Source organism: Streptomyces sp. NPDC002734 (genome assembly GCF_040295685.1).
Taxonomy (GTDB): Bacteria; Actinomycetota; Actinomycetes; order Streptomycetales; family Streptomycetaceae; genus Streptomyces.
Map to the genome: position 1 here is coordinate 1 of NZ_JBEOVU010000047.1, position 20,101 is coordinate 20,101.

Annotated in this window: 22 protein-coding genes; 7 read left to right on the forward strand and 15 right to left on the reverse strand. The window is 75.0% G+C overall.

Annotation, left to right across the window (positions count from 1 at the left end; translation table 11 throughout):
* Nucleotides 1-189: 189 nt before the first annotated feature.
* The gene (locus ABT026_RS29640) at nucleotides 190-741 is read right to left on the reverse strand and encodes a GlcG/HbpS family heme-binding protein (protein ID WP_351118271.1); all 552 of its coding nucleotides are present in this window, start codon (nucleotides 739-741) and stop codon (nucleotides 190-192) included.
* A gap of 480 nt (nucleotides 742-1,221) precedes the next feature.
* Between ABT026_RS29640 and ABT026_RS29645 the strand changes: the two genes are divergently transcribed.
* From ABT026_RS29645 to ABT026_RS29655, 3 genes are all read left to right on the forward strand, one after another.
* Nucleotides 1,222-2,376: a sensor histidine kinase gene (locus tag ABT026_RS29645; protein ID WP_351118272.1), complete on the forward strand. Its 1,155-nt coding sequence runs from the start codon at nucleotides 1,222-1,224 to the stop codon at nucleotides 2,374-2,376.
* Nucleotides 2,373-3,026 carry a response regulator gene (locus ABT026_RS29650; RefSeq protein ID WP_351118273.1) on the forward strand — a complete coding sequence of 218 codons (654 nt, stop codon included), beginning with the start codon at nucleotides 2,373-2,375 and terminating at the stop codon, nucleotides 3,024-3,026. The genes ABT026_RS29645 and ABT026_RS29650 overlap by 4 nt, the downstream gene beginning before the upstream one ends.
* Nucleotides 3,027-3,098: 72 nt before the next feature.
* Entirely contained in the window at nucleotides 3,099-3,509 is a 411-nt protein-coding gene (locus ABT026_RS29655) for a VOC family protein (protein ID WP_351118274.1), read from the forward strand.
* A 7-nt stretch (nucleotides 3,510-3,516) separates the two neighbouring features.
* On the opposite strand, the gene ABT026_RS29660 is transcribed toward ABT026_RS29655, so the two are convergent.
* Nucleotides 3,517-4,131, reverse strand: a complete 615-nt coding sequence (locus ABT026_RS29660) for a DUF4291 domain-containing protein (protein WP_351118275.1) — start codon at nucleotides 4,129-4,131, stop codon at nucleotides 3,517-3,519.
* 105 nt (nucleotides 4,132-4,236) lie between these two features.
* On the opposite strand from ABT026_RS29660, the gene lnt reads away from it, so the two are divergent.
* Nucleotides 4,237-5,757 carry an apolipoprotein N-acyltransferase gene (gene lnt, locus ABT026_RS29665; protein ID WP_351118276.1) on the forward strand — a complete coding sequence of 507 codons (1,521 nt, stop codon included), beginning with the start codon at nucleotides 4,237-4,239 and terminating at the stop codon, nucleotides 5,755-5,757.
* 177 nt (nucleotides 5,758-5,934) lie between these two features.
* Complete coding sequence (locus ABT026_RS29670) at nucleotides 5,935-6,534, forward strand: collagen-like domain-containing protein (RefSeq protein WP_351118277.1); 600 nt, start codon at nucleotides 5,935-5,937, stop codon at nucleotides 6,532-6,534.
* 41 nt (nucleotides 6,535-6,575) lie between these two features.
* On the opposite strand, the gene ABT026_RS29675 is transcribed toward ABT026_RS29670, so the two are convergent.
* The 11 genes from ABT026_RS29675 to ABT026_RS29725 all read right to left on the reverse strand — a co-directional run bounded on the left by ABT026_RS29675 (nucleotide 6,576) and on the right by ABT026_RS29725 (nucleotide 16,246).
* The gene (locus tag ABT026_RS29675) at nucleotides 6,576-7,019 is read right to left on the reverse strand and encodes a hypothetical protein (RefSeq protein ID WP_351118278.1); all 444 of its coding nucleotides are present in this window, start codon (nucleotides 7,017-7,019) and stop codon (nucleotides 6,576-6,578) included.
* Nucleotides 7,020-7,276: 257 nt separating this feature from the next.
* A complete protein-coding gene (locus ABT026_RS29680) occupies nucleotides 7,277-7,960 on the reverse strand; it encodes a uracil-DNA glycosylase (RefSeq protein WP_351118279.1) in 684 nt (227 codons plus the stop codon).
* A gap of 184 nt (nucleotides 7,961-8,144) precedes the next feature.
* Entirely contained in the window at nucleotides 8,145-8,915 is a 771-nt protein-coding gene (locus ABT026_RS29685; protein WP_351118280.1) for an SDR family oxidoreductase, read from the reverse strand.
* A gap of 41 nt (nucleotides 8,916-8,956) precedes the next feature.
* Nucleotides 8,957-9,718, reverse strand: a complete 762-nt coding sequence (gene fabG, locus ABT026_RS29690) for a 3-oxoacyl-ACP reductase FabG (protein ID WP_351118281.1) — start codon at nucleotides 9,716-9,718, stop codon at nucleotides 8,957-8,959.
* A 214-nt stretch (nucleotides 9,719-9,932) separates the two neighbouring features.
* Nucleotides 9,933-10,346, reverse strand: a complete 414-nt coding sequence (locus ABT026_RS29695; protein ID WP_351118307.1) for a DUF3037 domain-containing protein — start codon at nucleotides 10,344-10,346, stop codon at nucleotides 9,933-9,935.
* A gap of 44 nt (nucleotides 10,347-10,390) precedes the next feature.
* Nucleotides 10,391-11,146: a HipA family kinase gene (locus ABT026_RS29700; protein ID WP_351118282.1), complete on the reverse strand. Its 756-nt coding sequence runs from the start codon at nucleotides 11,144-11,146 to the stop codon at nucleotides 10,391-10,393.
* A gap of 178 nt (nucleotides 11,147-11,324) precedes the next feature.
* Nucleotides 11,325-13,058, reverse strand: a complete 1,734-nt coding sequence (locus ABT026_RS29705; protein WP_351118283.1) for a sensor histidine kinase — start codon at nucleotides 13,056-13,058, stop codon at nucleotides 11,325-11,327.
* Nucleotides 13,059-13,067: 9 nt separating this feature from the next.
* A complete protein-coding gene (locus ABT026_RS29710; protein ID WP_351118284.1) occupies nucleotides 13,068-13,754 on the reverse strand; it encodes a response regulator in 687 nt (228 codons plus the stop codon).
* A gap of 232 nt (nucleotides 13,755-13,986) precedes the next feature.
* Complete coding sequence (locus ABT026_RS29715) at nucleotides 13,987-14,433, reverse strand: pyridoxamine 5'-phosphate oxidase family protein (protein ID WP_351118285.1); 447 nt, start codon at nucleotides 14,431-14,433, stop codon at nucleotides 13,987-13,989.
* A 150-nt stretch (nucleotides 14,434-14,583) separates the two neighbouring features.
* Nucleotides 14,584-15,483 (reverse strand): universal stress protein, encoded by a 900-nt coding sequence (locus tag ABT026_RS29720; protein ID WP_351118286.1) that lies wholly within the window; start codon nucleotides 15,481-15,483, stop codon nucleotides 14,584-14,586.
* 133 nt (nucleotides 15,484-15,616) lie between these two features.
* Nucleotides 15,617-16,246, reverse strand: coding sequence for a DoxX family membrane protein (locus ABT026_RS29725; RefSeq protein WP_351118287.1), 630 nt, complete (start codon nucleotides 16,244-16,246; stop codon nucleotides 15,617-15,619).
* A gap of 258 nt (nucleotides 16,247-16,504) precedes the next feature.
* Here ABT026_RS29725 and ABT026_RS29730 point away from each other — a divergent pair, with 258 nt between their 5' ends.
* Entirely contained in the window at nucleotides 16,505-16,972 is a 468-nt protein-coding gene (locus ABT026_RS29730) for a pyridoxamine 5'-phosphate oxidase family protein (protein ID WP_351118288.1), read from the forward strand.
* A 44-nt stretch (nucleotides 16,973-17,016) separates the two neighbouring features.
* Here ABT026_RS29730 and ABT026_RS29735 read toward each other — a convergent pair whose 3' ends face one another.
* Together ABT026_RS29735 and ABT026_RS29740 are read right to left on the reverse strand one after the other, a co-directional pair.
* A complete protein-coding gene (locus ABT026_RS29735; RefSeq protein WP_351118289.1) occupies nucleotides 17,017-17,934 on the reverse strand; it encodes a LysR family transcriptional regulator in 918 nt (305 codons plus the stop codon).
* 107 nt (nucleotides 17,935-18,041) lie between these two features.
* Entirely contained in the window at nucleotides 18,042-19,373 is a 1,332-nt protein-coding gene (locus tag ABT026_RS29740; RefSeq protein ID WP_351118308.1) for an aminotransferase class I/II-fold pyridoxal phosphate-dependent enzyme, read from the reverse strand.
* 23 nt (nucleotides 19,374-19,396) lie between these two features.
* Here ABT026_RS29740 and ABT026_RS29745 point away from each other — a divergent pair, with 23 nt between their 5' ends.
* On the forward strand, nucleotides 19,397-20,083 hold the full coding sequence (locus ABT026_RS29745) for a pyridoxamine 5'-phosphate oxidase family protein (protein WP_351118290.1): 687 nt from the start codon (nucleotides 19,397-19,399) through the stop codon (nucleotides 20,081-20,083).
* The last annotated feature ends 18 nt before the right edge of the window (nucleotides 20,084-20,101 follow it).

Consider the following 20,101-nt stretch of genomic DNA (forward strand, 5'->3'; position numbering starts at 1 on the left):
GTGCGGCTGCAAGGCGGAGGAGGGAGGCGACGCGGAGCGTCGTCGACCGACGACAACGCCGCAGACGTGCGTGCCAGACCCCGCGACCCACGTGCGTGATCCGCCGGACAGGCCCTAGACCGGCTCGGCCGCCACGCGCGTTCGTGCGGGCGGCGGCGCCCGGTCCCGGCCGGGCGCCGCCGCACCGGTTCACCTGCCGAGCGCGGCCACGCCCGCCTGCGCGAACTTCTCGTCCAGGTCGCCGGACGGGGCCCCGGCGACACCGATGCCCGCGATCGGGGCGCCCTTGGCGGTGACCGGCGCGCCACCGGCCAGGAAGAGGGTGTTCGGGATGTCCTTCAGGTTCGGGGCCTGGTCCAGCCGCCCGGCGAGCACCGAGGTGGGCGCGTTCCAGGAGACGGCCGTGTACGCCTTGCGCACCGCCGAGTCGTAGGACTGGGGACCGGCGCCGTCGCCCCGCAGGGTCACCACGGTGTTGCCGTTGCGGTCCACGACGGCGACCGTCACCTTCTGGTCCGCGTCCTCCGCGGCGTCCAGCGCGGCCTGTGCGGCCCGGAGGGCGGCATCGGCCGACAGATGCGTGGTCTGCGTGGTGTCCCGGCCCTTCGCCACGGCGGCCGCCGCGGCGGGCGCGGGGCCGGCGGCGTTCGCGGTCACGGCGCCGACCGTACCGGCGCCCAGCGCGGCGGCGGCGACCGTACCCAGCAGGACACGGGTGCGCAGGGTCGTCCTCTTCGTCATGAACAGCTCCTCGTCAGTCGTCCGGGGAACCTCGCTCCCCGGCCTCTCGCCATCCATCCTCGGAGCGCACCCGGCCCCCGGGCGTCGGCGTTCCGGCTGGTCACGCGGGTGCCGACGGTTGACGGGGCTGTCATCCGAACGGCTGATGCGCGCACCGCCCGCGCGGGTTTACCTGGAGGGAGCGACGGTCCCCGGCCCCTGCGGCCGGACGGCCCCGTCGCTCCGGCCGGCTCGCGAGGAGGGGCCGGCAGCAGCGAGGACGGGCGGGAGCCCGGACGGGGTCAGGGTCGCCCGGCCCGAGGCGGACGCGAGGAAACACCCATGCGGCACACACGGCACCGGTCCCCCGAGACCTCGGACCCGGCGGCGGATCCGGTTGCGGATCCGGTTGCGGATCCGGTTGCGGATCCGGTTGCGGATCCGGCGGCGGACCCGGTTGCGGATCCGGCGGCGGACCCGGACGCGCGCTGGCTCGGGCCGGTGGTGCACCTCGCCTTCTACGCGCTGCTGGGCGGCTCGCTCGCCCGCTATCTGCTGCGCCATCCGCCGGGCCCCGGTGTGACCTCGGTGGTCGCGGCGGCGGCGCTGCTGGCCCTGCTCTACGCCCTCGGCCCGGTGGCCGGTCCGGCCCGTGGGCGGGACCGGCCCGCCTCCCGCCCGCTCGTGTGGCTGGTGGCGGTGGTGGCGGCCTGGTCGGTCCTGACCCTGCTGGCGCCCAGCTTCGCCTGGTGCGCGGCCCCGTTGCTCATCCTGGCGCTGCGTTCCCTGCCGGCCGGCGCGGCGATCCCGCTGGCGTGCCTGCTCACGGTCCTCGTCGTGGTGTCGCTGCAACGGCTGAGCGACGGCTTCGACCCGGCGGTCCTGGTCACCCCGCCCGCCGTCGCCGCGCTGATGACCGGCGTCTTCCTGCACATGGAACGGCAGGCGGAGCGGCGGCGCGCCCTCATCGAGGACCTGCTGCGCACCCGGCGCGAGCTCGCGGCCACCGAGCGCCGCGAGGGCGCGCTGGCCGAGCGGGCACGGCTGTCGATGGAGATCCACGACACCCTCGCCCAGGGGCTGTCGAGTCGGAGGATGCTGCTGCAGGCCTCCGAGCGCGTGTGGGCGACCGACCCGGCGGCGGCGCTCGAGCTCGTGCGGGAGGCCGCCCGGGGCGCGGGCCGCGACCTGGCCGAGGCCCGCCGTTTCGTGCACGACCTGGCGCCGGCCGATCTGGCGGACGGCGGCTCGCTCCTCGCCGCGCTGCGCCGGCTCGCCGAGCGCGGGACGAAGGACGGTCTCACCGTGCGCCACCACATCGAGGGGGTGCCCCTGCCCCTGCCCGAGCGGGGCGAGGCCGCGCTGCTGCGCGTCGCGCAGGGGGCGCTGGCCAACGTGCGGCAGCACGCGGGAGCGACCCGGGCCGCCGTCACCCTCAGCTATCTCGACGACCAGGTGGTGCTGGACGTCGCGGACGACGGTCGCGGTTTCGATCCGGGCGGGCTCCCCGCGCCCGGCCGTGAGGGCGGCCACGGGCTGCCCGCGATGCGTGCCCGTGTCGCGCAGCTGGGCGGCACTCTGACCGTGGAGTCCGCCCCGGGCGAGGGCACCGTGCTCACCGCCTCGATCCCCCTCACCCCGCCGGAGTCCCGATGACCTCCCCCGCCCCTTCAGCCGCCGAACCTGTCGCGCGGGTGCTGGTCTGCGACGACCACGCCGTCGTGCGGGCCGGGCTACGGGCCCTGTTGTCCAGCGCCGACGGCATCGAGGTCGTCGGCGAGGCCGCCGGCGGCGACGAGGCCGTGGTCCTCGCCGACCGGCTGGCGCCGCACGTCGTGCTGATGGACCTTCAGCTCGGTCCCGGCACGGACGGCATCGAGGCCACCCGCCGCATCACCGCCCGGCCCGGCGCCCCGCGCGTGCTGGTCCTCACCACCTACGACACGGACGCCGACGTCACCCGGGCGCTGGAGGCCGGCGCGACCGGGTACCTGCTGAAGGCCGAGCGGCCGGAGGAGCTGTTCTCCGCGATCCGTGCCGCGGCGCAGGGCCGCACCGCGCTCTCCGCGCCGATCGCCGGCCGCATGGTGGCGGCGATGCGCACTCCCCGGCCGACGCTCACCGCCCGCGAACTCGACATCCTGGCCCAGCTCGCCCAGGGCCTGGCCAACCGCGAGATCGCCCGCGCCCTGTTCATCAGCGAGGCGACCGTGAAGACCCATCTGAGCCGCGTCTACGACAAACTCGGCGTCGACAACCGGGCCGGCGCCGTCGCCGCGGCCAAGGAACAACGTCTGCTTCCCTGAGCGGGGGCCGCTCGGAGGGCACGGTCGATAGGCTGATCGTTCCTTCGCCGTACGGTCGTTCAGGAGGGGAACATGACCAGCAGGTTCACCGAGTTGGTGGTCGACTGCCGCGACGCCGAGCGGCTCGCGGCCTTCTGGTGCGCGGTCCTCGGCTTCCAGGTGATCGACCGGGCCGAGGGCCAGGTCGAGATCGGCTCCTGGGTGCCGACCGTCGAGGAGGTACGCGCCCGCCAGATGGCGCCCACCCTGGTGTTCGTCCAGGTGCCCGAGGGCAGGACCGTGAAGAACCGGCTGCATCTCGACGTCAGCCCGGTCGACTGCAGCACCGCCGACGAGGTGGCCAGGCTGCTCGCCCTCGGCGCCACCCGGGTCGACGTGGGTCAGGGCTCGGGCCGGAGCTGGGTGGTCATGGCCGACCCCGAGGGCAACGAGTTCGACGTCCTGCGCAGCCTGGCGCCGTCGGACCCGGCCGTCCGTCCGTAGGCGCGCCTCAGCGCAGCAGGTGGGCGCAGGCCTCCCGGTCGAGCGGGTACTCCCGCTCCGCGGGCAGCAGCGCCCCGGCCCCCTCGACGTCCCCCGCCGTCAGCAGCGCCTTGATCTGGTGCGCCAGCGGTGTCACGTCCTCGATGCCCAGGATCCACTCGTCCGCGTACCGGGCCGCCGCCTCGCCCGCGAGGCCCAGTTGCAGCGACCGGTGGGGCAGCGGCCGCATCCGCAGGTCCCGTTCGGGGTCCCACTGCACCCGCGCGGGCGCCCGCCGCAGCTCCCGGCTCCAGGACGCCCGGTCCTGGTGCAGGCCGCGCACGTAGTGCGAGAGGCAGGCGTTGCGCAGCGCCCACTCGAAGCCCTCCCGGCGGATCCGCACGGCCAGCACGGTCTCCTGTCCCTCCTTGGTGGCCCAGCCGCAGCGGTACATCATCCAGAGGAAGGACGGCTTGATCCAGGTCATCCGGTCACGCTTCCAGGCCGCCGGGAAGCGGCCGGCGCGCGCGGCCGGACCTCCGATCTCCGGCCGGTAGGCCTGGTACACGGTGACGGCGTCCTCGGACCAGTCCGCCCTGACCTGGTGGCGCGGGAGGGTGTCCACGCCGGTCTCGTCATTCATCCGGTCAGCCTGCCCCGGGCGCCCTGCCCGCCGCCACGCATTTCCGCGGGCCGGTTCCTTCCGCCGCACCCGTCTCATCCGCCGCGGGGCGGGCACCCTGAGGGCGTGAAGGCCGGGCGGTGGGCGATCTCCTCCTGGCGGCGGCCCGTGGTGGCCGCCGCGGCGGGCGCGCTGCCCGTGCTCGCGTTCCCGGAGCCCGACTGGTGGTGGTCGGCCCCCGTCGTGCTGGTCCCCTGGCTGCTGCTGATCCGGACCGCGCCGACCGGCGGGCGGGCCGCGCTGGACGGCTGGTGCGGCGGCTTCGGCCTGATGCTCGCCGCCCACCACTGGCTGCTGCCGAGCCTGCACGTCTTCACGCCGGTGCTCGCCGCGCTGCTCGGGGCGCTGTGGGCGCCCTGGGGCGCGCTGGCCCGGCGGCTGCTGACCGGCGCTCCGTCCGCCCGGCGGGCCGTGGCGGCGCTGCTCGCGCTGCCCTCCGGCTGGCTGATGATCGAACTGGTGCGGTCCTGGCAAGGGCTCGGCGGTCCCTGGGCGATGCTGGGGGCGAGCCAGTGGCAGACGGCTCCGGCGCTCGCTCTCGCCTCGGTGGGCGGGGTGTGGCTGCTGAGCCTGCTGCTGGTCTGCGTCAACACCGCCGTCACGCTGCTGCTCGCCGTCGGCTCGGCCCGGCGGGTCGCGGCGGCGGCGCTGGCCGTGGTGGCGGTGGCCACCGCGAGCGCCTGGGCCTGGGCCCCCCGGCCCGCGCCGGGCGGCACGGCCCGGATCGCGCTGGTCCAGCCCGGTGTCGTGAGCGGCGCGGACGGCCCCGAGCGGCGGTTCGCTCTCCAGGAACGGTTCACCCGTGAGCCGGCCCTGCGCGGCGAGGAGCTGGACCTGGTGGTCTGGGGCGAGAGCAGCGTGGGCGAGGACCTGGCGACCCGTCCCGACCTCGCTCGCAGGCTCGCCGCGCTGTCCCGTGAGACCGGCGCGCCGTTGCTGGTGAACGTGGACGCCCGCCGCTCGGACCGTCCCGGGATCTTCAAGAGCTCGGTGCTGATCGGTCCGGAGGGCCCCACCGGAGACCGTTACGACAAGATGCGGCTGGTCCCGTTCGGCGAGTACGTCCCCCTGCGGTCGATGCTCGGGTGGGCCACCTCGGTGGGGCGCGCGGCCGACGAGGACCGCCGTCGCGGAACGGCCCCGGTGGTGATGGACGCCGCGCCCGGGCTGCGGCTGGGGCCGCTGGTCTGCTTCGAGTCCGCGTTCCCCGACATGAGCCGTCATCTGGCGGCCGAGGGCGCGGGGCTGCTGGTCGTCCAGTCCTCCACCTCCACCTTCCAGCGAACCTGGGCCCCCGAACAGCACGCCTCGCTGGCGGCACTGCGGGCGGCGGAGACCGGCGTCCCGACGGCCCACGCCACCCTGACCGGGGTCTCCGCGGTGTACGACGGTTCCGGGCGCGCGGTGGGGCCGCGGCTCGGCACCTCCGAGCGCGGAGTCTCGGTGCACACCGTCCACCTGGCCGGGCCCGGCGCCACGCTGTACACGACGTGGGGCGCGTGGCCGCTGCCGTGCGCGGCGGGCGTCCTCGCCGCCCTGGCCGCCACGGCGGCCGCGGCCCGGCTCCGCGCGCGACGCGACCGTTGAGCGCCGACCCCTGACCGCCGACCACGGCGGGAAGCCGGGACGGGGCGTGGGCCGCGCCGCGGCGCCCACGCGGTCGGCGTCGACGCGGCAACCCCGAAGACGCCACGTCACCCTTACGAAGGGACCGCCCGCCTGTCGGCTGTCCCCGCCCGTCCCGCAGCCGCCAGAGTGACGAGGGTGAAGCGAACGACGACCACCACCGCACTGCTTCTCGTCACCGCCTGCGCCGCGCTCTCCGGCTGTGTGACGGTTCCTTCCACCGGCCCCTCCCCCGGGGTGTCGGGAGCCCCGTCCGCCCGCTCGGTGCCCGGCCCGGACGGCCAGGGCGCACCGCTGCCCGTGGGTTCCGCCGCCGCGGAGGACGTGGAAGGCACGAAGAAGGGCTCCGGGGACGGCAAGGACGCGAAGGACCGCGCCGACGGCAGGAGCGGCAAAGGCGGCAAGGACGGTAAGGACTCCGACCGCCGCAAGGACGCCGAGGAGGGCGAGGACGGCAAGGGCGGGGACGGCGGCACGTCCTCGAAGAGCGCCAAGGAGGGCAAGGGACCGCGCGAGGGTGGTTCCGGCGGCCGGGGTCCCGACCGGGACCGGGACGAGGGTGCCGGGCACCGTTCCGGCGAGCGTGCCCGGGACGCGGCGGGCCGACCGGACCGGCCGCGCCGTCCGAAGGGCGGCTCGGTCGACGCCTGCGGCATCGGCACCGAGTACGGCGGCTGGAGTCAGGGCAGCGCCGAGGAGGCGATCTGCCGCAGGATGCAGAACCGCGCCACCAAGTAGCCCGAGCACACCTACGGCCACGGCTACGGCACGCGGGCGCGTCAGGGTTCCAGGCCGGCCTCCAGCTCCCGGATCTCCTCGCGCACCCGCGTGCCGTAGCTGTCCGCCGGCAGGTCCTGGGCCGCGCGCCGGGCACGGTGGAGGTGGCTGCGGGCGGCCTCGGGGCAGCCCAGCTTGGCGTAGTCGGCCGCGACGTTCAGGTGCAGCGAGGGGTACAGCGACCGGACCGCCTCCATCAGCTCCTCGGCCGCGGACAGCGCCCGCAGGTCCCAGGCGAGTTCGTCGGCGGGGTCGTCCTGGGTGTCGGCGAGGTAGTGGGCGAGGGCGCAGCGGTGGAAGGCGTCGCCGTCCGCGCCGATCTCCTGCCAGAGGCCGAGGAAGCGGCCGCGTGCCTCCTCCCGGTCGCCGCCGTGGTGCAGCAGCACGGCCTGACCGATCCGCGTCGTCACGCCGACCGCGCCCGCGTCCCGTTCCTGAAGCTCCATCGCGCCCTCCGTCGCCCGCCGTTCCCGGCCTGACCGGCGGGACCGCCGCGCGGCGGTCCCGCGGTCGACGCTAGGGCCACCGGGGTCGCCCCGCCCGGTGACGCCGTCCGGTCGGCGGCAGAGCGCTCCCGCGCGGGGGCGGGAGCAGGGACCGGGCGGGCGCCGGCCGTGGACCCGCACGGCACCGGACGCAGGGTCGCGTCCGGCGCCGTGCGCGGGTCGGGGTGAGCCGAGGTCGACGTCGGCCCGGGTGGGCGTCAGCCCAGGTCGGGGATGCGCCAGTCGATCGGCTCGTGGCCCTGGGCCGCGATCGCCTCGTCGATCTGGGTGAAGGGGCGCGATCCGAAGAACTTCTTGGCGGACAGCGGCGAGGGGTGCGCTCCCTTCACCACCGCGTGCCGGTTCTCGTCGATCAGCGGCAGCTTCTTCTGGGCGTAGGCCCCCCACAGCACGAAGACGGCCGGGTCGGGCCGCTCGACGACCGCGCGGATCACCGCGTCGGTGAACTTCTCCCAGCCCTTGCCCTTGTGCGAGTTGGGCTCGCTCTCGCGGACCGTGAGCACCGCGTTGAGCAGCAGCACGCCCTGCTCGGCCCAGGGCATCAGGTAGCCGTTGTCGGGGACGGGGTGGCCGAGCTCGGCCTGCATCTCCTTGTAGATGTTCCGCAGCGACGGGGGCGTCCGCACACCCGGTCGCACGGAGAAGCACAGGCCGTGGCCCTGGCCGGGGCCGTGGTACGGGTCCTGGCCGAGGACGAGGACCTTGACCTTGTCGTACGGCGTCGCCTCCAGGGCCGCGAAGACCTCCTCGCGGGGCGGGTAGACGGGGCCGTTCGCCCGCTCCTTCTCGACGAACTCGGTCAGCTCCTTGAAGTAGGGCTGTTCCAGTTCGCCGCCCAGTACCCCGCGCCAGGACTCGGGCAGCATGGCGATGTCGGTCACGTCAACGTCCTCCGGTGTGCGGTCACTTCCAGGTCTGGAACCTACAGCCGCCCACCGACAACCGTACCGGCGCCCCGGAGCGCGTGAGGGGCGCGGACGGCGGGCCGGCACACGGCGGGGGCCCGGTGACCCGCCGTGTGCCGGCCGGTCACCGGGCCCCCGCCCGCTTTCTGGGTGCCTCGTGTCAGGCGACGCCGGCGTTGAGGAAGAGACCGCCCTCGACCACCAGGTTCTGGCCGGTCATCCAGCCGGAGGCGTCCGAGGTCAGGAAGGCGGCGACGCCGCCGATGTCCTCGGGCACGCCGAGCCGGCCGAGCGGGTAGCCCGCGGCGACCTCGGCCTCGCGGTTCTCGTACAGCGCCTCGGCGAACTTGGTCTTGATCACGCCGGGCGCGATGGAGTTGACCCGTACCTGCGGCGAGAACTCGTGCGCCAACTGCAGGGTCAGGTTGATCATCGCGGCCTTGCTGATGCCGTACGCGCCGATGAAGGGCGAGGCCTGCACGCCGGCCACCGAGGCGATGTTGACGATGGTGCCCCCGTTGTCCCGCTGCCAGGCGGCCCAGGTCTTCTGGGCGAAGCCGAGCGCGGAGATCACGTTGGTCTCGAAGACCTTGCGGGCGACCGCCAGGTCGAGGTCGGCGATCGGCCCGAAGACCGGGTTGGTGCCGGCGTTGTTGACCAGGTGGTCGACCCGGCCGAACGCCTCCATGGTGGCGGCGACGACCGCGTCCTGGTGCGCCAGGTCGTGGGCCTTGCCGGCGACGCCGATGGCGCGCTCGGAACCGAGGCGCTCCACGGCCTCCTTCAGCGCCTCCTCGTTGCGTCCGGTGATGCAGACGCGGTCACCGCGGGCGACGAACGCCTCGGCGATGCCGAAGCCGATGCCCCGGCTGGCGCCGGTGATGACGGCGACCTTGCCGGAGAGCTCGGGCAGTTCGGTCAGTTCGGTCATGGGGGTGTTACCTCCGTGTCCCGGTACCTTGCGGCCCGGCGTCAGTTGAGCGGGCCGCCGGCGACGTACAGGACCTGGCCGGAGACGAAGCCGGCCTGCTCGCCCGTGAAGAAGGCGACGGCGTTGGCGATGTCCTCGGGGACGCCGACCCGCTGGACCGGGATCATCGCGGCGGCGCCCTTCTTGAAGTCCTCGAAGTCCACGCCCACGCGCTCGGAGGTGGCCTTGGTCATCTCGGTGGCGATGAAACCGGGGGCGACGGCGTTGGCGGTGACGCCGAACTTGCCGAGCTCCTTGGCGAGGGTCTTGGTGAAGCCCTGCAGACCGGCCTTGGCGGCGGAGTAGTTGGCCTGGCCGCGGTTGCCCAGGGCCGAGGAGGAGGACAGGTTCACGATGCGGCCGAACTTGGCGTCCACCATGTACTTCTGGCAGGCGCGGGCCATCAGGAAGGCGCCCTTGAGGTGTACGCCCATGACGGTGTCCCAGTCCAGGGCGCTCATCTTGAAGAGCAGGTTGTCGCGGAGCACGCCCGCGTTGTTGACCAGGATGGTCGGCGCGCCGAGTTCCTCGGCGATGCGGGCCACGGCGGCCTCGACCTGCGCCTCGTCGGACACGTCGCAGCCGACGCCGATCGCCTTGCCGCCGGCCGCGGTGATCTCGTCGACGACGTCCTTGCAGTTGGCCTCGTCGAGGTCGATGACCGCGACGGCGCGGCCCTCGGCGGCCAGCCGGACGGCGGTGGCGGCGCCGATGCCGCGCGCACCGCCGGTGACGACTGCGACTCGCTGCTCAGTGGTGGACATGGGTGCGTCTCCTCGCCCTCGGAAAGCCTGAACGCCTTCGGTGATCCCGCGGTGCGGTCTCTCCTGCGGACTCTACGCCCGGCAGGTGAGCGACCGCTTAGTACCCTCGGCAGGACGTGACGCTAGAAGCCCGGACACCCGCTGTCAACGGGCCACCGCGTGATGTGATCCACCTGACCGAGACCTGATCGGTGCCGGGTGACCGTCCGGGCGTCTACCGGACGAGCAGGTCCAGCAACCGGTCCGCCTCGGCGGCCGGATCGGCGGTCAGCCCGGTGTGCACCGGGCCGGGCTGGAGGACGGTGGAGCGGGGGGCCACCAGCCACCGGAACCGCTTGCCGGCGTCGTCGTCCGCGGCGGGTCCCGCGGCCTCGCCGCCCGCGCAGACGGCCTCCACCGCGCGCAGCGCGGCCCGCACCGCGCCGACGTCGGCGCGGGGGTCCAGGGCGAGCAGCCGGGCCTCGTCCAGGTGGGTCCGGGCGGCGACGAACCGCTCGCCGCGGCAGTAGAGGAGCACGCCCACGTTGACGCACTCCCCCCGCTCGACGCGGGGCACGGCCCGCAGCAGGGCGTACTCGTAGACCTGCCGGTCGCGGGTCCTGCGGTCGACGACGTTGCGGGTGAACACCTGCCGGTCGGCGTCGTGGCGGTCGTGGCCTTCGGCGTTCCGGCTCACTTCAGTCCCTCGATGCGGTCGTGGATGACGGCGGCGCGCGCCAGCAGCGGGCGGGCGTAGGCGCGGCGGAGCGCGTCGGGCGAGTCGAAGCCCGGCTCGTCGAGCAGCCAGCTCTCCGGGATCCGCGACGTCACGTCGGCGAGGAGTTCCTCGGTCACCAGGGGGGCCAGTGCGGCGGCGGCCGCGGCGACGTCCGGGGAGAAGCGGGCGAGGGCGTGGTCGGACGCGTTGTAGGGGCGGGCGGCCGAGGCGTCGGCGGCGGGCCAGTTGTGGTGCCAGATCATGGTGGCGCCGTTGTCGATCAGCCAGAGCTCGCCGCGGTGGGTCAGCAGGTTGGGGTTGCGCCAGGAGCGGTCGACGTTGTTGACCAGCGCGTCGAACCAGACGATCCGTCCGGCCTCCTCCGGGGTGACCTCGAAGGCCAGCGGGTCGAAGCCGACGGCGCCGCTCAGGAACTCCATCCCGAGGTTGAGGCCGCCGCTGCCGCGCAGCAGGTCCTGCACCTCCCGGTCCGGCTCGCCCAGACCCAGCGCCGGGTCGAGGTCGACGACGACCAGGCGCGGCATCCGCAGCCCGAGCCGCCGCGCCAGCTCGCCGCACACCACCTCGGCGGTCAGCGTCTTGTGGCCCTGTCCGGCGCCGCGGAACTTCAGGACGTACAGGCCGAGGTCGTCGGCCTCGACCAGCGCCGGCATGGACCCGCCCTCCCGGAGCGGCGTCACGAAGCGGGAGGCTGCGACTTCGCTGAGCATCCGCCCAGGTTATACGGTGCCGCCGCTCGTGATCGTCGCGGACCGGGACGCTCCCGACGACCGGATCCGGGAGCCGCACGGCGCCAGGCTCACGGATCGCGGGGCCGCGCGAGCCGTGCGGAGGGCGGGGCCAGGGCCCCGCGGCGGGTCCGGGGAGGAACGTCCGCCCCGCCGTGGTTCACCCCGTGCCGGTCAGCGGCACGCACCACTCCAGGCGGGTGCCGCCCTGCTCGGGGGTGCTGAACTCCATGCTCCCGCCCAGTTGCTGGGCGCGCTCGGTCATGTTGCGCACGCCGCTGCGGCGACCGCCGGAGGGCATGCCGACGCCGTCGTCGGTGACGGTGAGCCGCACCACCCGGCTGTCGGTCTCCAGACCGACGTCCACTCGGCTCGCCCCGGCGTGCCGGGCGACGTTGGTGAGGGCCTCGGAGAGGACGGCCTCGACCTGGTCGGCGATGCGCGGAGGCACGTGCGTGTCGACCAGGCCCTGCATCCGCACGCCGGGCGCGAAGCCGAGGACGGAGGCGGACTCGCCGGCGAGACGGACCACCCGGGCCCGCAGCCCGGAGCTCTCCCCGTCGCCGTGGGAGCGCAGCCCGAAGATGGTGGATCGGATGATCTTGATGGTCTCGTCCAGGTCGTCGACCGCGCGGATCACCCGGTCCGAGGCCCGCGGATGGTCGATGAACCGCCCCGCGCTCTGCAGCGTCATCCCGGTGGCGAAGAGCCGCTGGATCGCCAGGTCGTGCAGGTCGCGGGCGATGCGGTCGCGGTCCTGGAGGACGGCCATCCGCTCGGCGTCGTGCCGCCGGTCGGCCAGCTCCATCGCGATGGCGGCCTGCGCGGCGAAGGTCTGGAGCGGTTCGGTCTCCTTCTCCGTGAACAGGGGCTCCCCCGCCTCGCGCACCAGCATCACCACGCCCCTGACGCCCGTGTCACCGGTGCCGATGGGGAGGGCGACGGCGGGGCCCAGCCCGGAGACGCGGGAGGCGGAGGTGGCCAGCCGGTCGTCGTGCGCGATGTCGTCGCTGGTGACCGGGGCGGCCGAGGAGAACGCGGTGCCTATCAGGCCGCTGCCGGGCGCCATCTCCGCGCCGTGGAACGCCTCGGTCCCGGCGCCGGTGGCCAGCTCGACCCGCAGGGTCCGGTCCCCGTCGACGGGGACGGCGACCACGGCGCGCGCGGCGCCGGTGATCTCCCGGGCCCGGTCGGCCACCAGTTGGAGCACCTCGGTGCGGCCGACGCCCGACATCAGGCTGTGGGTGACCTCCGCGTTGGCCCGCAGCCAGCGCTCACGCAGCCGCGACTCCTCGTACAGGCGGGCGTTGTCGATGGCGACACCGGCCGCGACGGCCAGCGTGGACAGGACGGACTCGTCGTCCTCGTCGAACTGCGCCCCGCCCCGCTTCTCGGTCAGGTACAGGTTGCCGAAGACCTGGTCGCGGACCCGGATCGGGACGCCCAGGAAGCTGTTCATCGGCGGATGGTTCGGGGGCAGTCCGTAGGAGGCGGCGTGCTGGGACAGCTTGCCCAGCCGCAGCGGCTCGGGACGGCGGATCAGCTCACCGAGGATGCCGTGCCCCTCCGGGAGCGGACCGATGGCGGCGGCCTCCTCCTCGCCGACCCCCACCGTGTGGAAGGCCGACAGGCGCTGACCGTCCGGGCCGATCACGCCGAGCGCCGCGTACCGCGCGTCGACCAGGACGGCCGCGGCCTCCACGATGCCGCGGAGCGCCTGCTGCAGGTCGAGCTCCCGGCCCACCGCGAGGACGGCCTCCAGGAGGCTGTGCACCCGGTCCCGGGTACCTCGGGCCAGGTCGAGCCGGGCCTGCACCTCCAGCAGCAGTTCGTCGAGCTGCAGCTGGGGCAGCCGCAGGCGCGGCGGCTCGGGGACTTCGTCGGTGCTGCCCACGTCAACCTCTCAGTACTGCTCGCGCGCCGGACGCCCATGGGCCTGGCCGGCGATGACCGCCGCCTGGACCCGGCGTTCCACGCCGAGCTTGGCCAGCAACCGCGAGATGTGGTTCTTGACGGTCTTCTCCGCGAGGTGGAGCCGCTGACCGATCTGCCGGTTGGTGAGGCCCTCCCCCACGAGTGCGAGGATTTCACGCTCCCGGTCGGTGAGGTTCCGCAGTGGTTCCGGCTCGGGCGCGGCACCCGCACGCAGCCGGGCCATCAGCTTCGCCGTGGCGCCGGCGTCCAGCAGCGACCTGCCCCGGGCGACCGTGCGGACGGCGGTGATCAGGTCGGAGCCCTGGATCTGTTTCAGTACATATCCTGCGGCCCCTGCCATGATCGAGTCCAGCAGGGCCTCCTCGTCGTCGAACGAGGTGAGCATCAGGCACGCCAGGCCGGGCATGGCCGACCGCAGCTCGCGGCAGACGGAGACCCCGTCGCCGTCCGGCAGCCGCACGTCGAGGACGGCCACCTGCGGGCGCAGCGCGGGCACCCGTGCCAGCGCCTGGGCGGCGGTGCCGGCCTCTCCGACCACGGTGATGTCCGGCTCGTCGTCGAGCAGGTCGCGCACCCCGCGCCGCACCACCTCGTGGTCGTCGAGCAGGAAGACCCGCACCGGGCCCTCCTCGCCGGTCCGCCCGGTGTCCGTCATCTCTCTCCTTCTCACTCCTTCTCGCCTTCTCGCCGTCTCGCGGGTCCGCCGTTATGTGGCGCGGCCGGTCGTCGGCAGGCCCCGTCGCCGAGCATCTCCGGGCTTCGCACGGGCGGGAAAGGGCCGGACGGCCCTGCCGTCCCGGCCGGTCGGCCCCGCGTCGGGCGGGGCGAGGGGAACGGGGACGGGGACGAGGACCGGGCGGCGGCCGCCCGGCCCGGCGGGCGGCGGGTCAGGCGCCGATCTCCGCGTCGTGCGGGGAGCGGTCGCCGACGACCTCGCGGCCGGTGACCAGCTCGGGCAGGATCCGGATGAAGACCTCCTGCCGCGGCGGCACGGCCACCCAGGAGCGCGGGCCCCGCTCCGCCAGCCGCCGGTGCTCCGCCGGGTCGGTCACCACCTCGGCGGCGCCGGTGAGCAGGACGCTCCAGCCGGAGCGGGCGGCCCGGTCGACCTCGTCGGCCTCGAAGGCCACCACGGTGCCGTCCACGGCCCGGGCCAGTTCTGAGGCGGCCGAGGTGCGCAGCACCACCGCGCCGTCGTCGTCGAGGCAGAAGTTCACCGGGAGCACGGCGGGCAGCGCCTGCCGGGTGTGGACGATCCGCCCGATGGCGGCGGTCCCCAGCAGTCGCAGGCTCTCGTGCCGGTCGAGTTCGCGGAATCCGTCGTTGCGGTACATGGCCGTTTCCGTCTTTCGCCCGGTGCCGACAGGGGATGTACGTCGATTCTGGCGACGCCCGCGGGATCGCGCGAGGGACCTCCGGGTGCGTGGACCCGGCCGCCCGGCCCGGTCCGGGAGGGCCGTTCGGCCCGCCTGCCGTACGCGGGGTCACTCGTGGGCCACGACGGCTACGGGCGTGGTCGCGTGGTGCAGCATCGCGTGGGTGACGGGACCGATGTGGACGCCCAGCGGGCCGCGCCGGATCCGCCGGCCGACGACGACCAGCGAGGCTTCGGCGGCGGCGTCCAGCAGGTGGTCGGCGGCGCCGCCGGTGCGCGAGACCTCGACCACCTCGACCGAGGGGAACTTCTCCCGCCAGGGCGCCAGCGTCTCGGTCAGCAGGGTGGCCATCTCCCGCGTGTACTGCTCGTACAGGTCCACCGCGGCGGCCACCGCGTGGACGGTGTACGGCGGCAGCGCCCAGCTCTGCACGACGTGCAGCGGTGCGCCGCGCCGGGCCGCCTCCTCGAAGGCGAAGGCGGTGACGGCCTCGCCGGGCTTGTCGGTGTCGATGCCCAGGACGACGGGCCGGGGGACGGGGCGCCCGCCGGACGGAACCGCCGGCAGGTACTCGTCCGCGCCGGTCTGCCCCGCGCGCACCAGGACCACGGGGGTGCGGCTGGAGGCGACCACGGCCTGCCCGACCGAGCCGACCAGGAATCCGCCGACGCGTCCCAGGCCACGCGAGCCGAGCACCAGGAGTTCGGCCTCCGCGGCCGCCTCGGCCAGCGCCTCGGCCGGCCGTCCGGCGACGAGCCGCTCGGACACATCCAGGCCGGGGTTGCGGCCGGTGATCTCCTCGGCGACCGCACGCAGGACCCGGCCGCTCCAGTGCTCCAGGGTCGCGGGGTCGGACCCGGTGGCCGCGGCCAGACGGTCGGGCAGCGGCTCCCACGCCTTCACGAGTGTCAGCGGCAGCCCGCGCAGTTCCGCCGCACGGGCGGCCCAGCCGGCGGCGGAGCGGCTCGCCGGGGAGCCGTCGATCGCGGCGACGATGGTGCGGGTCATGGTGTGGCCTCCTGCGGGGGTGGTGTGGTCCGTCGTCGGTGTCGCGGGGAGCCGGGCCGATGGGCACGGACTCCCCGGGGAGGACCGGCCGGTCCCGTCGGCGGGGGGAGGGGCCGGTCCGGGGTGCGCCAGGTCAGCGCAGCCAGCGGTGGTCACGCACCAGGGGCAGGCGGGCCCACAGCGCTCCGGCGCCCAGCACCCGGCCTGCCGAGGCGACGGCCAGGACCACCAGAACGAGGGCGTAGATCAGGTGGTAGTCGACAAGGGGATTGGTCGACATGCTGGGAGCGCCGTCCGCGAGCTGCCGGGCGGGAGGCCATTCCGCGGCCCACATCAGCGCCATCATCACGGCGCCGGCGAGGGCCGCGGGCCGCAGCGCGACGCCGGCGGTGACCGCCAGCCCGACGCCCAGCAGGCCGAGCATGAAGAGCCAGTCGGCCCAGGTCGCCCCGGCCCAGCCGCGGAAGGTCTCCTGCAGCGGACCGACGGAGACGTGCCCCAGGAAGCCCGCGGTGGGCGAGCCGCCGTCGATCCAGCCCTTGCCGGAGCCGGTGGCGTACCCGAGGCCGAAGGTCTTGTCGAGGAAGGCCCAGAGGAACACGACCCCGGTCGCCAGCCGCAGTGCGGCCAGGGCGAAGGCCGACGCGGGGGCGGGTGCGGGCGCGGCGGCCGACACCGGTTCGGGAGCGGCGGCCGGCGCCGCTGCCGGTACGCCGGGGCGGGAGGTGGAGCCGTCGGATCGGAGTTGCTCGTGCACGGTCATGGGAGGACTTCCCCTCGCGTGAGGTCCGGTCGGCGGCCGACTGGTCCTGGCGGTGTCCGACGGGGTCCGTCGGTTGCTGACGGGTCCAATCTCCTGGCTGCCGCCCGCCGCGCCTGCGTGCCGGTGGGGCCCCTCCCGCAGGGCCGAAGGTCCCGTCCTGCCGGGACCGTCGGCGACACGGACCGGCTCCCCTTGCCCGCCGGCCGGGGACGAGGTGAGAGTGTGCGGGTCGGCAACAACCCCCGCGAAAGGGAGCAGATGGCAGCGACACAGCGCCGTGGCCGGAAGATCATGATGACCGCCGAGGAGCTGGACGCGTTCCTCACCACGGAACGCACCTGCCGCGTCGCCACGGTCTCACCGGAGGGCGCGCCGCACGTCAGCGCGCTCTGGTTCGTCTGGGACGGCTCCTCGCTCTGGCTGTACTCCCTGACGCGCAGCCGCCGTTGGGCCGACCTGCGCAAGGAGCCCCGGGTCGCGGTGGTGGTCGACTCCGGCGAGGAGTACGGCGAGTTGCGCGGCGCGGAGCTCTCCGGCACGGCCGAGTTCGTCGGGGAGATTCCGCGCGTCGGCGAGCCGTTCTCCGAACTCGAGGGGGTGGAGGCCCTGTTCGCCCGCAAGTACTTCGGATTGGAGGCGCTTCCGCACGATCACCGCCACGCGTGGATCCGTCTCACCCCCGAGGCCGTCGCGTCCTGGGACTTCCGCAAGCTCCCCCGGGGCTGAACTCCCGGGCGGGGCGGGGAGCTCGGCGGGACGACTCCCTCGTCCTACGCAGGCACGACTCCCCCGCCCCGCGCGCCCTGCGCGCGGAGTGCGCCGACGACCGCGCCGATGGCCGGCCGCCGGTCCGCGTCGCCCCGCCAGACCGCGTAGACGTGACGCGAGACCCGCGGCCGCAGCGGAACCGTCACCACGCCGGCCGGCACCGGCTCGCGCCCCAGTGCCGGCACCACACAGACGCCCAGACCGGCGGCCACCAGGGCGAGTTGGGTGTGCGTCTCGGGCGCCCGGTGGGCGATGTCCGGCTCCACGCCGCGCGCCCGCAGCGTGGCCAGCAGCCACTCGTGGCAGAACTCCCCCGCGCCCCAGGTGATCCACTCCTCGCCGGCGAGTTCCGCGAGGTCGATCTCCGCCGTGTCCGCGAGCCGGTGTCCGGCGGGGAGCGCCGCCTCGGCGGGGTCGTCGAGCAGCGAGGCCGTCCGCAGTCCCTCCGGGACGGCCAGCGGCCGGTCGTGCCAGTCGAGCACCACCGCGAGGTCGTGGTCGCCGCGGGCCACCCCCACCACCGCCGCCCCGGGGTCGACCTCCCAGGACCGCACCCGCAGCCCGGGGTGCCGGGCCCGCAGCGCCGCCAGTGCGCCCGGCAGCAGGCCCCGGGCGGCGGTCGGGAACGCCGCCACCCGCAGTTCGCCCGCCACGGACCCGCGCCGCGCCTCGAGTTCGGCGCGCGCCCGCTCCGCCTGGGCGAGGATCCGTGCCGCGTGCCCGGCCAGAAGCAGCCCCGCGTCGGTGAGCCGGACCCCGCGGCCGTGCCGGGCCAGCAGCCGCTCCCCGGCCTCCCGCTCCAGCTTGGCCAGCTGCTGGGAGACCGCCGAGGTCGTCACGTGCAACGCCTCGGCCGCCCCGCCCACGGACCCGTGCCGCGCGAGGGCGTCCAGCACCCGCAGGCGTTCGAGGTTCATCATGGCGGCGATGCTACGAGGCCCCGGGGGCCGGTCCGGGGTCCCCGTGGCCCATGTCCGCCGGAGACGCGGCCCCATGTCCGCCGGAGGCACCGGGGCGGGGACGGGCGTCAGACGTATCCCCGCGTCGTGTCGCCCTTCAGGACGCGGGCCACGGTGCGGGCCAGTTCCGGCATGTCGGCCTCCTCGAGCGTCGAGACGGTCACCCGGATCGCCGGCCCGGAGACCGTCCGGAAGCGGGCCCCCGGCGCCACCGCCCACCCGGCCTGCAGCAGCCCCGCCACCGCGCCCGTCTCGTCGGAGACCGGGATCCACACGTTCATGCCGCTGCGTCCCTGCGCCTCGACCCCGCACCGGGTGAGCTCACCGATCAGCGCCCTTCGCCGTCGCCCGTAGGACTCCGCGACGGCCGCCCGGTCCACCGCGCCGCCGGTCCACAGCTCCACCACCGCCCGTTGCGTCAGCCGGCTCACCCACCCGGGGCCGAGCCGCTGGCGTCCACGTACCCGGTCGACGGTGACCCCGTCGCCGGTGAGCACCGCGAGCCGCAGGTCCGGCCCGTAGGTCTTGGCCGCCGAGCGGACGAACGCCCAGGAGCGGGTGGCCCCGGCCAGCGGGTGCAGCGGCAGGTCGACCATGCCGTGCCCGTGGTCGTCCTCGATCAGCAGCGTCTGCGGGTGCCGGCCGAGCACCTCCCTCAGTTCCCCGGCACGTGCCGCGCCCACCGCCGCCCCGGTGGGGTTCTGTGCCCGGGCGGTCACGACCAGCGCCCGGGCGCCGTCCTCCAGCGCGCGCCGCACGTCCTGCGGAAGCGGTCCCTCGTCGTCCACGCCGACGGACACCACCCGCAGGCCGAGGGCCGGAACCAGGTCGAACACACTGCCCCAGCCCGGGTCCTCGACGGCGACCGCGTCGCCGGGCCGGAGATGGGCGACCAGCACCCGCTCCATCGCGTCGAGTGCGCCGGAGGTCACGGTGACCGGTCCGTCCGGCACCCCGTCGGCGTCGAGATCCGCGCGGGCGAGGCGCACCAGGTCGGGGTCGAGCGGGTCGTCCCCGTAGAGCACGGGCGCCCGGTCGGCCAGCGCCGCGGCCGCCGCGAAGGCGGGCGCGAGCGGCGGCAGCAGGGCGGGGTCCGGGTTGCCCCGGGAGACGTCGCGCGCCCCCTCCGGCACCAGCACGTCGATCGCGTCGCGACCGGTGGTGGCGGGCCTGGGCAGCACCCGGCTCCCCTTGCGGCCCGCCGTCTCGATCACCCCGCGCTCACGCAGTGTCCGGTAGGCGGCGGCCACGGTGTTCGGATTGACCCCGAGCTCCTCGGCCAACTCCCGCATCGGCGGGAGCTGTTGACCGGGCTGGAGCACCCCGGCGCTCACCGCCTGTTCGATGTCGGCGGCAATCTCCGTGGCGCGACGACCTGCGATCCTATATTCTCCTAGCACAAAGAACATTATGCACTAGTGCAATGGAGAACGCCATGCAGGGGGAGCAGTACACGCCCACCGAGCGCACCGTCCCGACCCGGGCGCCGCAGCGCGCCTCGTACGACAAGGACGTGGTGCACGCGATCCTCGACGAGGGCTGGGTCTGCCACCTCGGATTCGTCCGCGGTGACGCCCCGGTGGTGCTGCCGACCATCTACGCGCGGGTCGGCGAGCGGCTCTACCTGCACGGCTCCACCGGTTCGCGCCCGATGCGGGGCGCCGGGGAGGCGCACGGCGAGGAGCCGGGGATGCCGGTCTGCGTGACGGTCACCCACGTCGACGGCGTGGTCCTGGCCCGCTCGGCCTTCCACCACTCGGTCAACTACCGCTCGGTGGTGGTGCACGGCACGGCCCACCAGGTCACCGACCCCGAGGAGCGCCGCGCGGCGCTCGACGCCCTGGTCGACCACGTGGTCCCGGGCCGCTCGGCGCAGAGCCGTCCCGCGAACAAGAAGGAGCTGGCCGCCACGGCGGTGGTGCGGGTGGACCTGACCGAGGTCTCCGCCAAGATCCGCACCGGCGGCGTCAACGACGAACCCGAGGACCTGGGCCTCCCCCACTGGGCGGGCGTCCTCCCCCTCCGCAAGGGCTACGAGGCCCCGCTCCCCGACGAGGCCCTGGCCCCCGGCGCGGAACTGCCGCCCCACATCGCGGCCGTGCTCGCCTGACACCCCGAGGGCCGTGGA

Excerpts from the sequence above, each read along its gene's own strand:
- ABT026_RS29640 (WP_351118271.1), bottom strand. The coding sequence starts at position 741 with ATGACGAAGAGGACGACCCTGCGCACCCGTGTCCTGCTGGGTACGGTC.
- ABT026_RS29745 (WP_351118290.1), top strand. The coding sequence starts at position 19,397 with ATGGAGAACGCCATGCAGGGGGAGCAGTACACGCCCACCGAGCGCACC.
- ABT026_RS29730 (WP_351118288.1), top strand. The coding sequence starts at position 16,505 with ATGGCAGCGACACAGCGCCGTGGCCGGAAGATCATGATGACCGCCGAG.
- ABT026_RS29715 (WP_351118285.1), bottom strand. The coding sequence starts at position 14,433 with ATGTACCGCAACGACGGATTCCGCGAACTCGACCGGCACGAGAGCCTG.
- ABT026_RS29720 (WP_351118286.1), bottom strand. The coding sequence starts at position 15,483 with ATGACCCGCACCATCGTCGCCGCGATCGACGGCTCCCCGGCGAGCCGC.
- ABT026_RS29685 (WP_351118280.1), bottom strand. The coding sequence starts at position 8,915 with ATGACCGAACTGACCGAACTGCCCGAGCTCTCCGGCAAGGTCGCCGTC.
- ABT026_RS29735 (WP_351118289.1), bottom strand. The coding sequence starts at position 17,934 with ATGATGAACCTCGAACGCCTGCGGGTGCTGGACGCCCTCGCGCGGCAC.
- ABT026_RS29655 (WP_351118274.1), top strand. The coding sequence starts at position 3,099 with ATGACCAGCAGGTTCACCGAGTTGGTGGTCGACTGCCGCGACGCCGAG.
- ABT026_RS29710 (WP_351118284.1), bottom strand. The coding sequence starts at position 13,754 with ATGACGGACACCGGGCGGACCGGCGAGGAGGGCCCGGTGCGGGTCTTC.
- ABT026_RS29660 (WP_351118275.1), bottom strand. The coding sequence starts at position 4,131 with ATGAATGACGAGACCGGCGTGGACACCCTCCCGCGCCACCAGGTCAGG.
- ABT026_RS29725 (WP_351118287.1), bottom strand. The coding sequence starts at position 16,246 with ATGACCGTGCACGAGCAACTCCGATCCGACGGCTCCACCTCCCGCCCC.
- ABT026_RS29650 (WP_351118273.1), top strand. The coding sequence starts at position 2,373 with ATGACCTCCCCCGCCCCTTCAGCCGCCGAACCTGTCGCGCGGGTGCTG.
- ABT026_RS29700 (WP_351118282.1), bottom strand. The coding sequence starts at position 11,146 with ATGCTCAGCGAAGTCGCAGCCTCCCGCTTCGTGACGCCGCTCCGGGAG.
- ABT026_RS29675 (WP_351118278.1), bottom strand. The coding sequence starts at position 7,019 with ATGGAGCTTCAGGAACGGGACGCGGGCGCGGTCGGCGTGACGACGCGG.
- fabG (WP_351118281.1), bottom strand. The coding sequence starts at position 9,718 with ATGTCCACCACTGAGCAGCGAGTCGCAGTCGTCACCGGCGGTGCGCGC.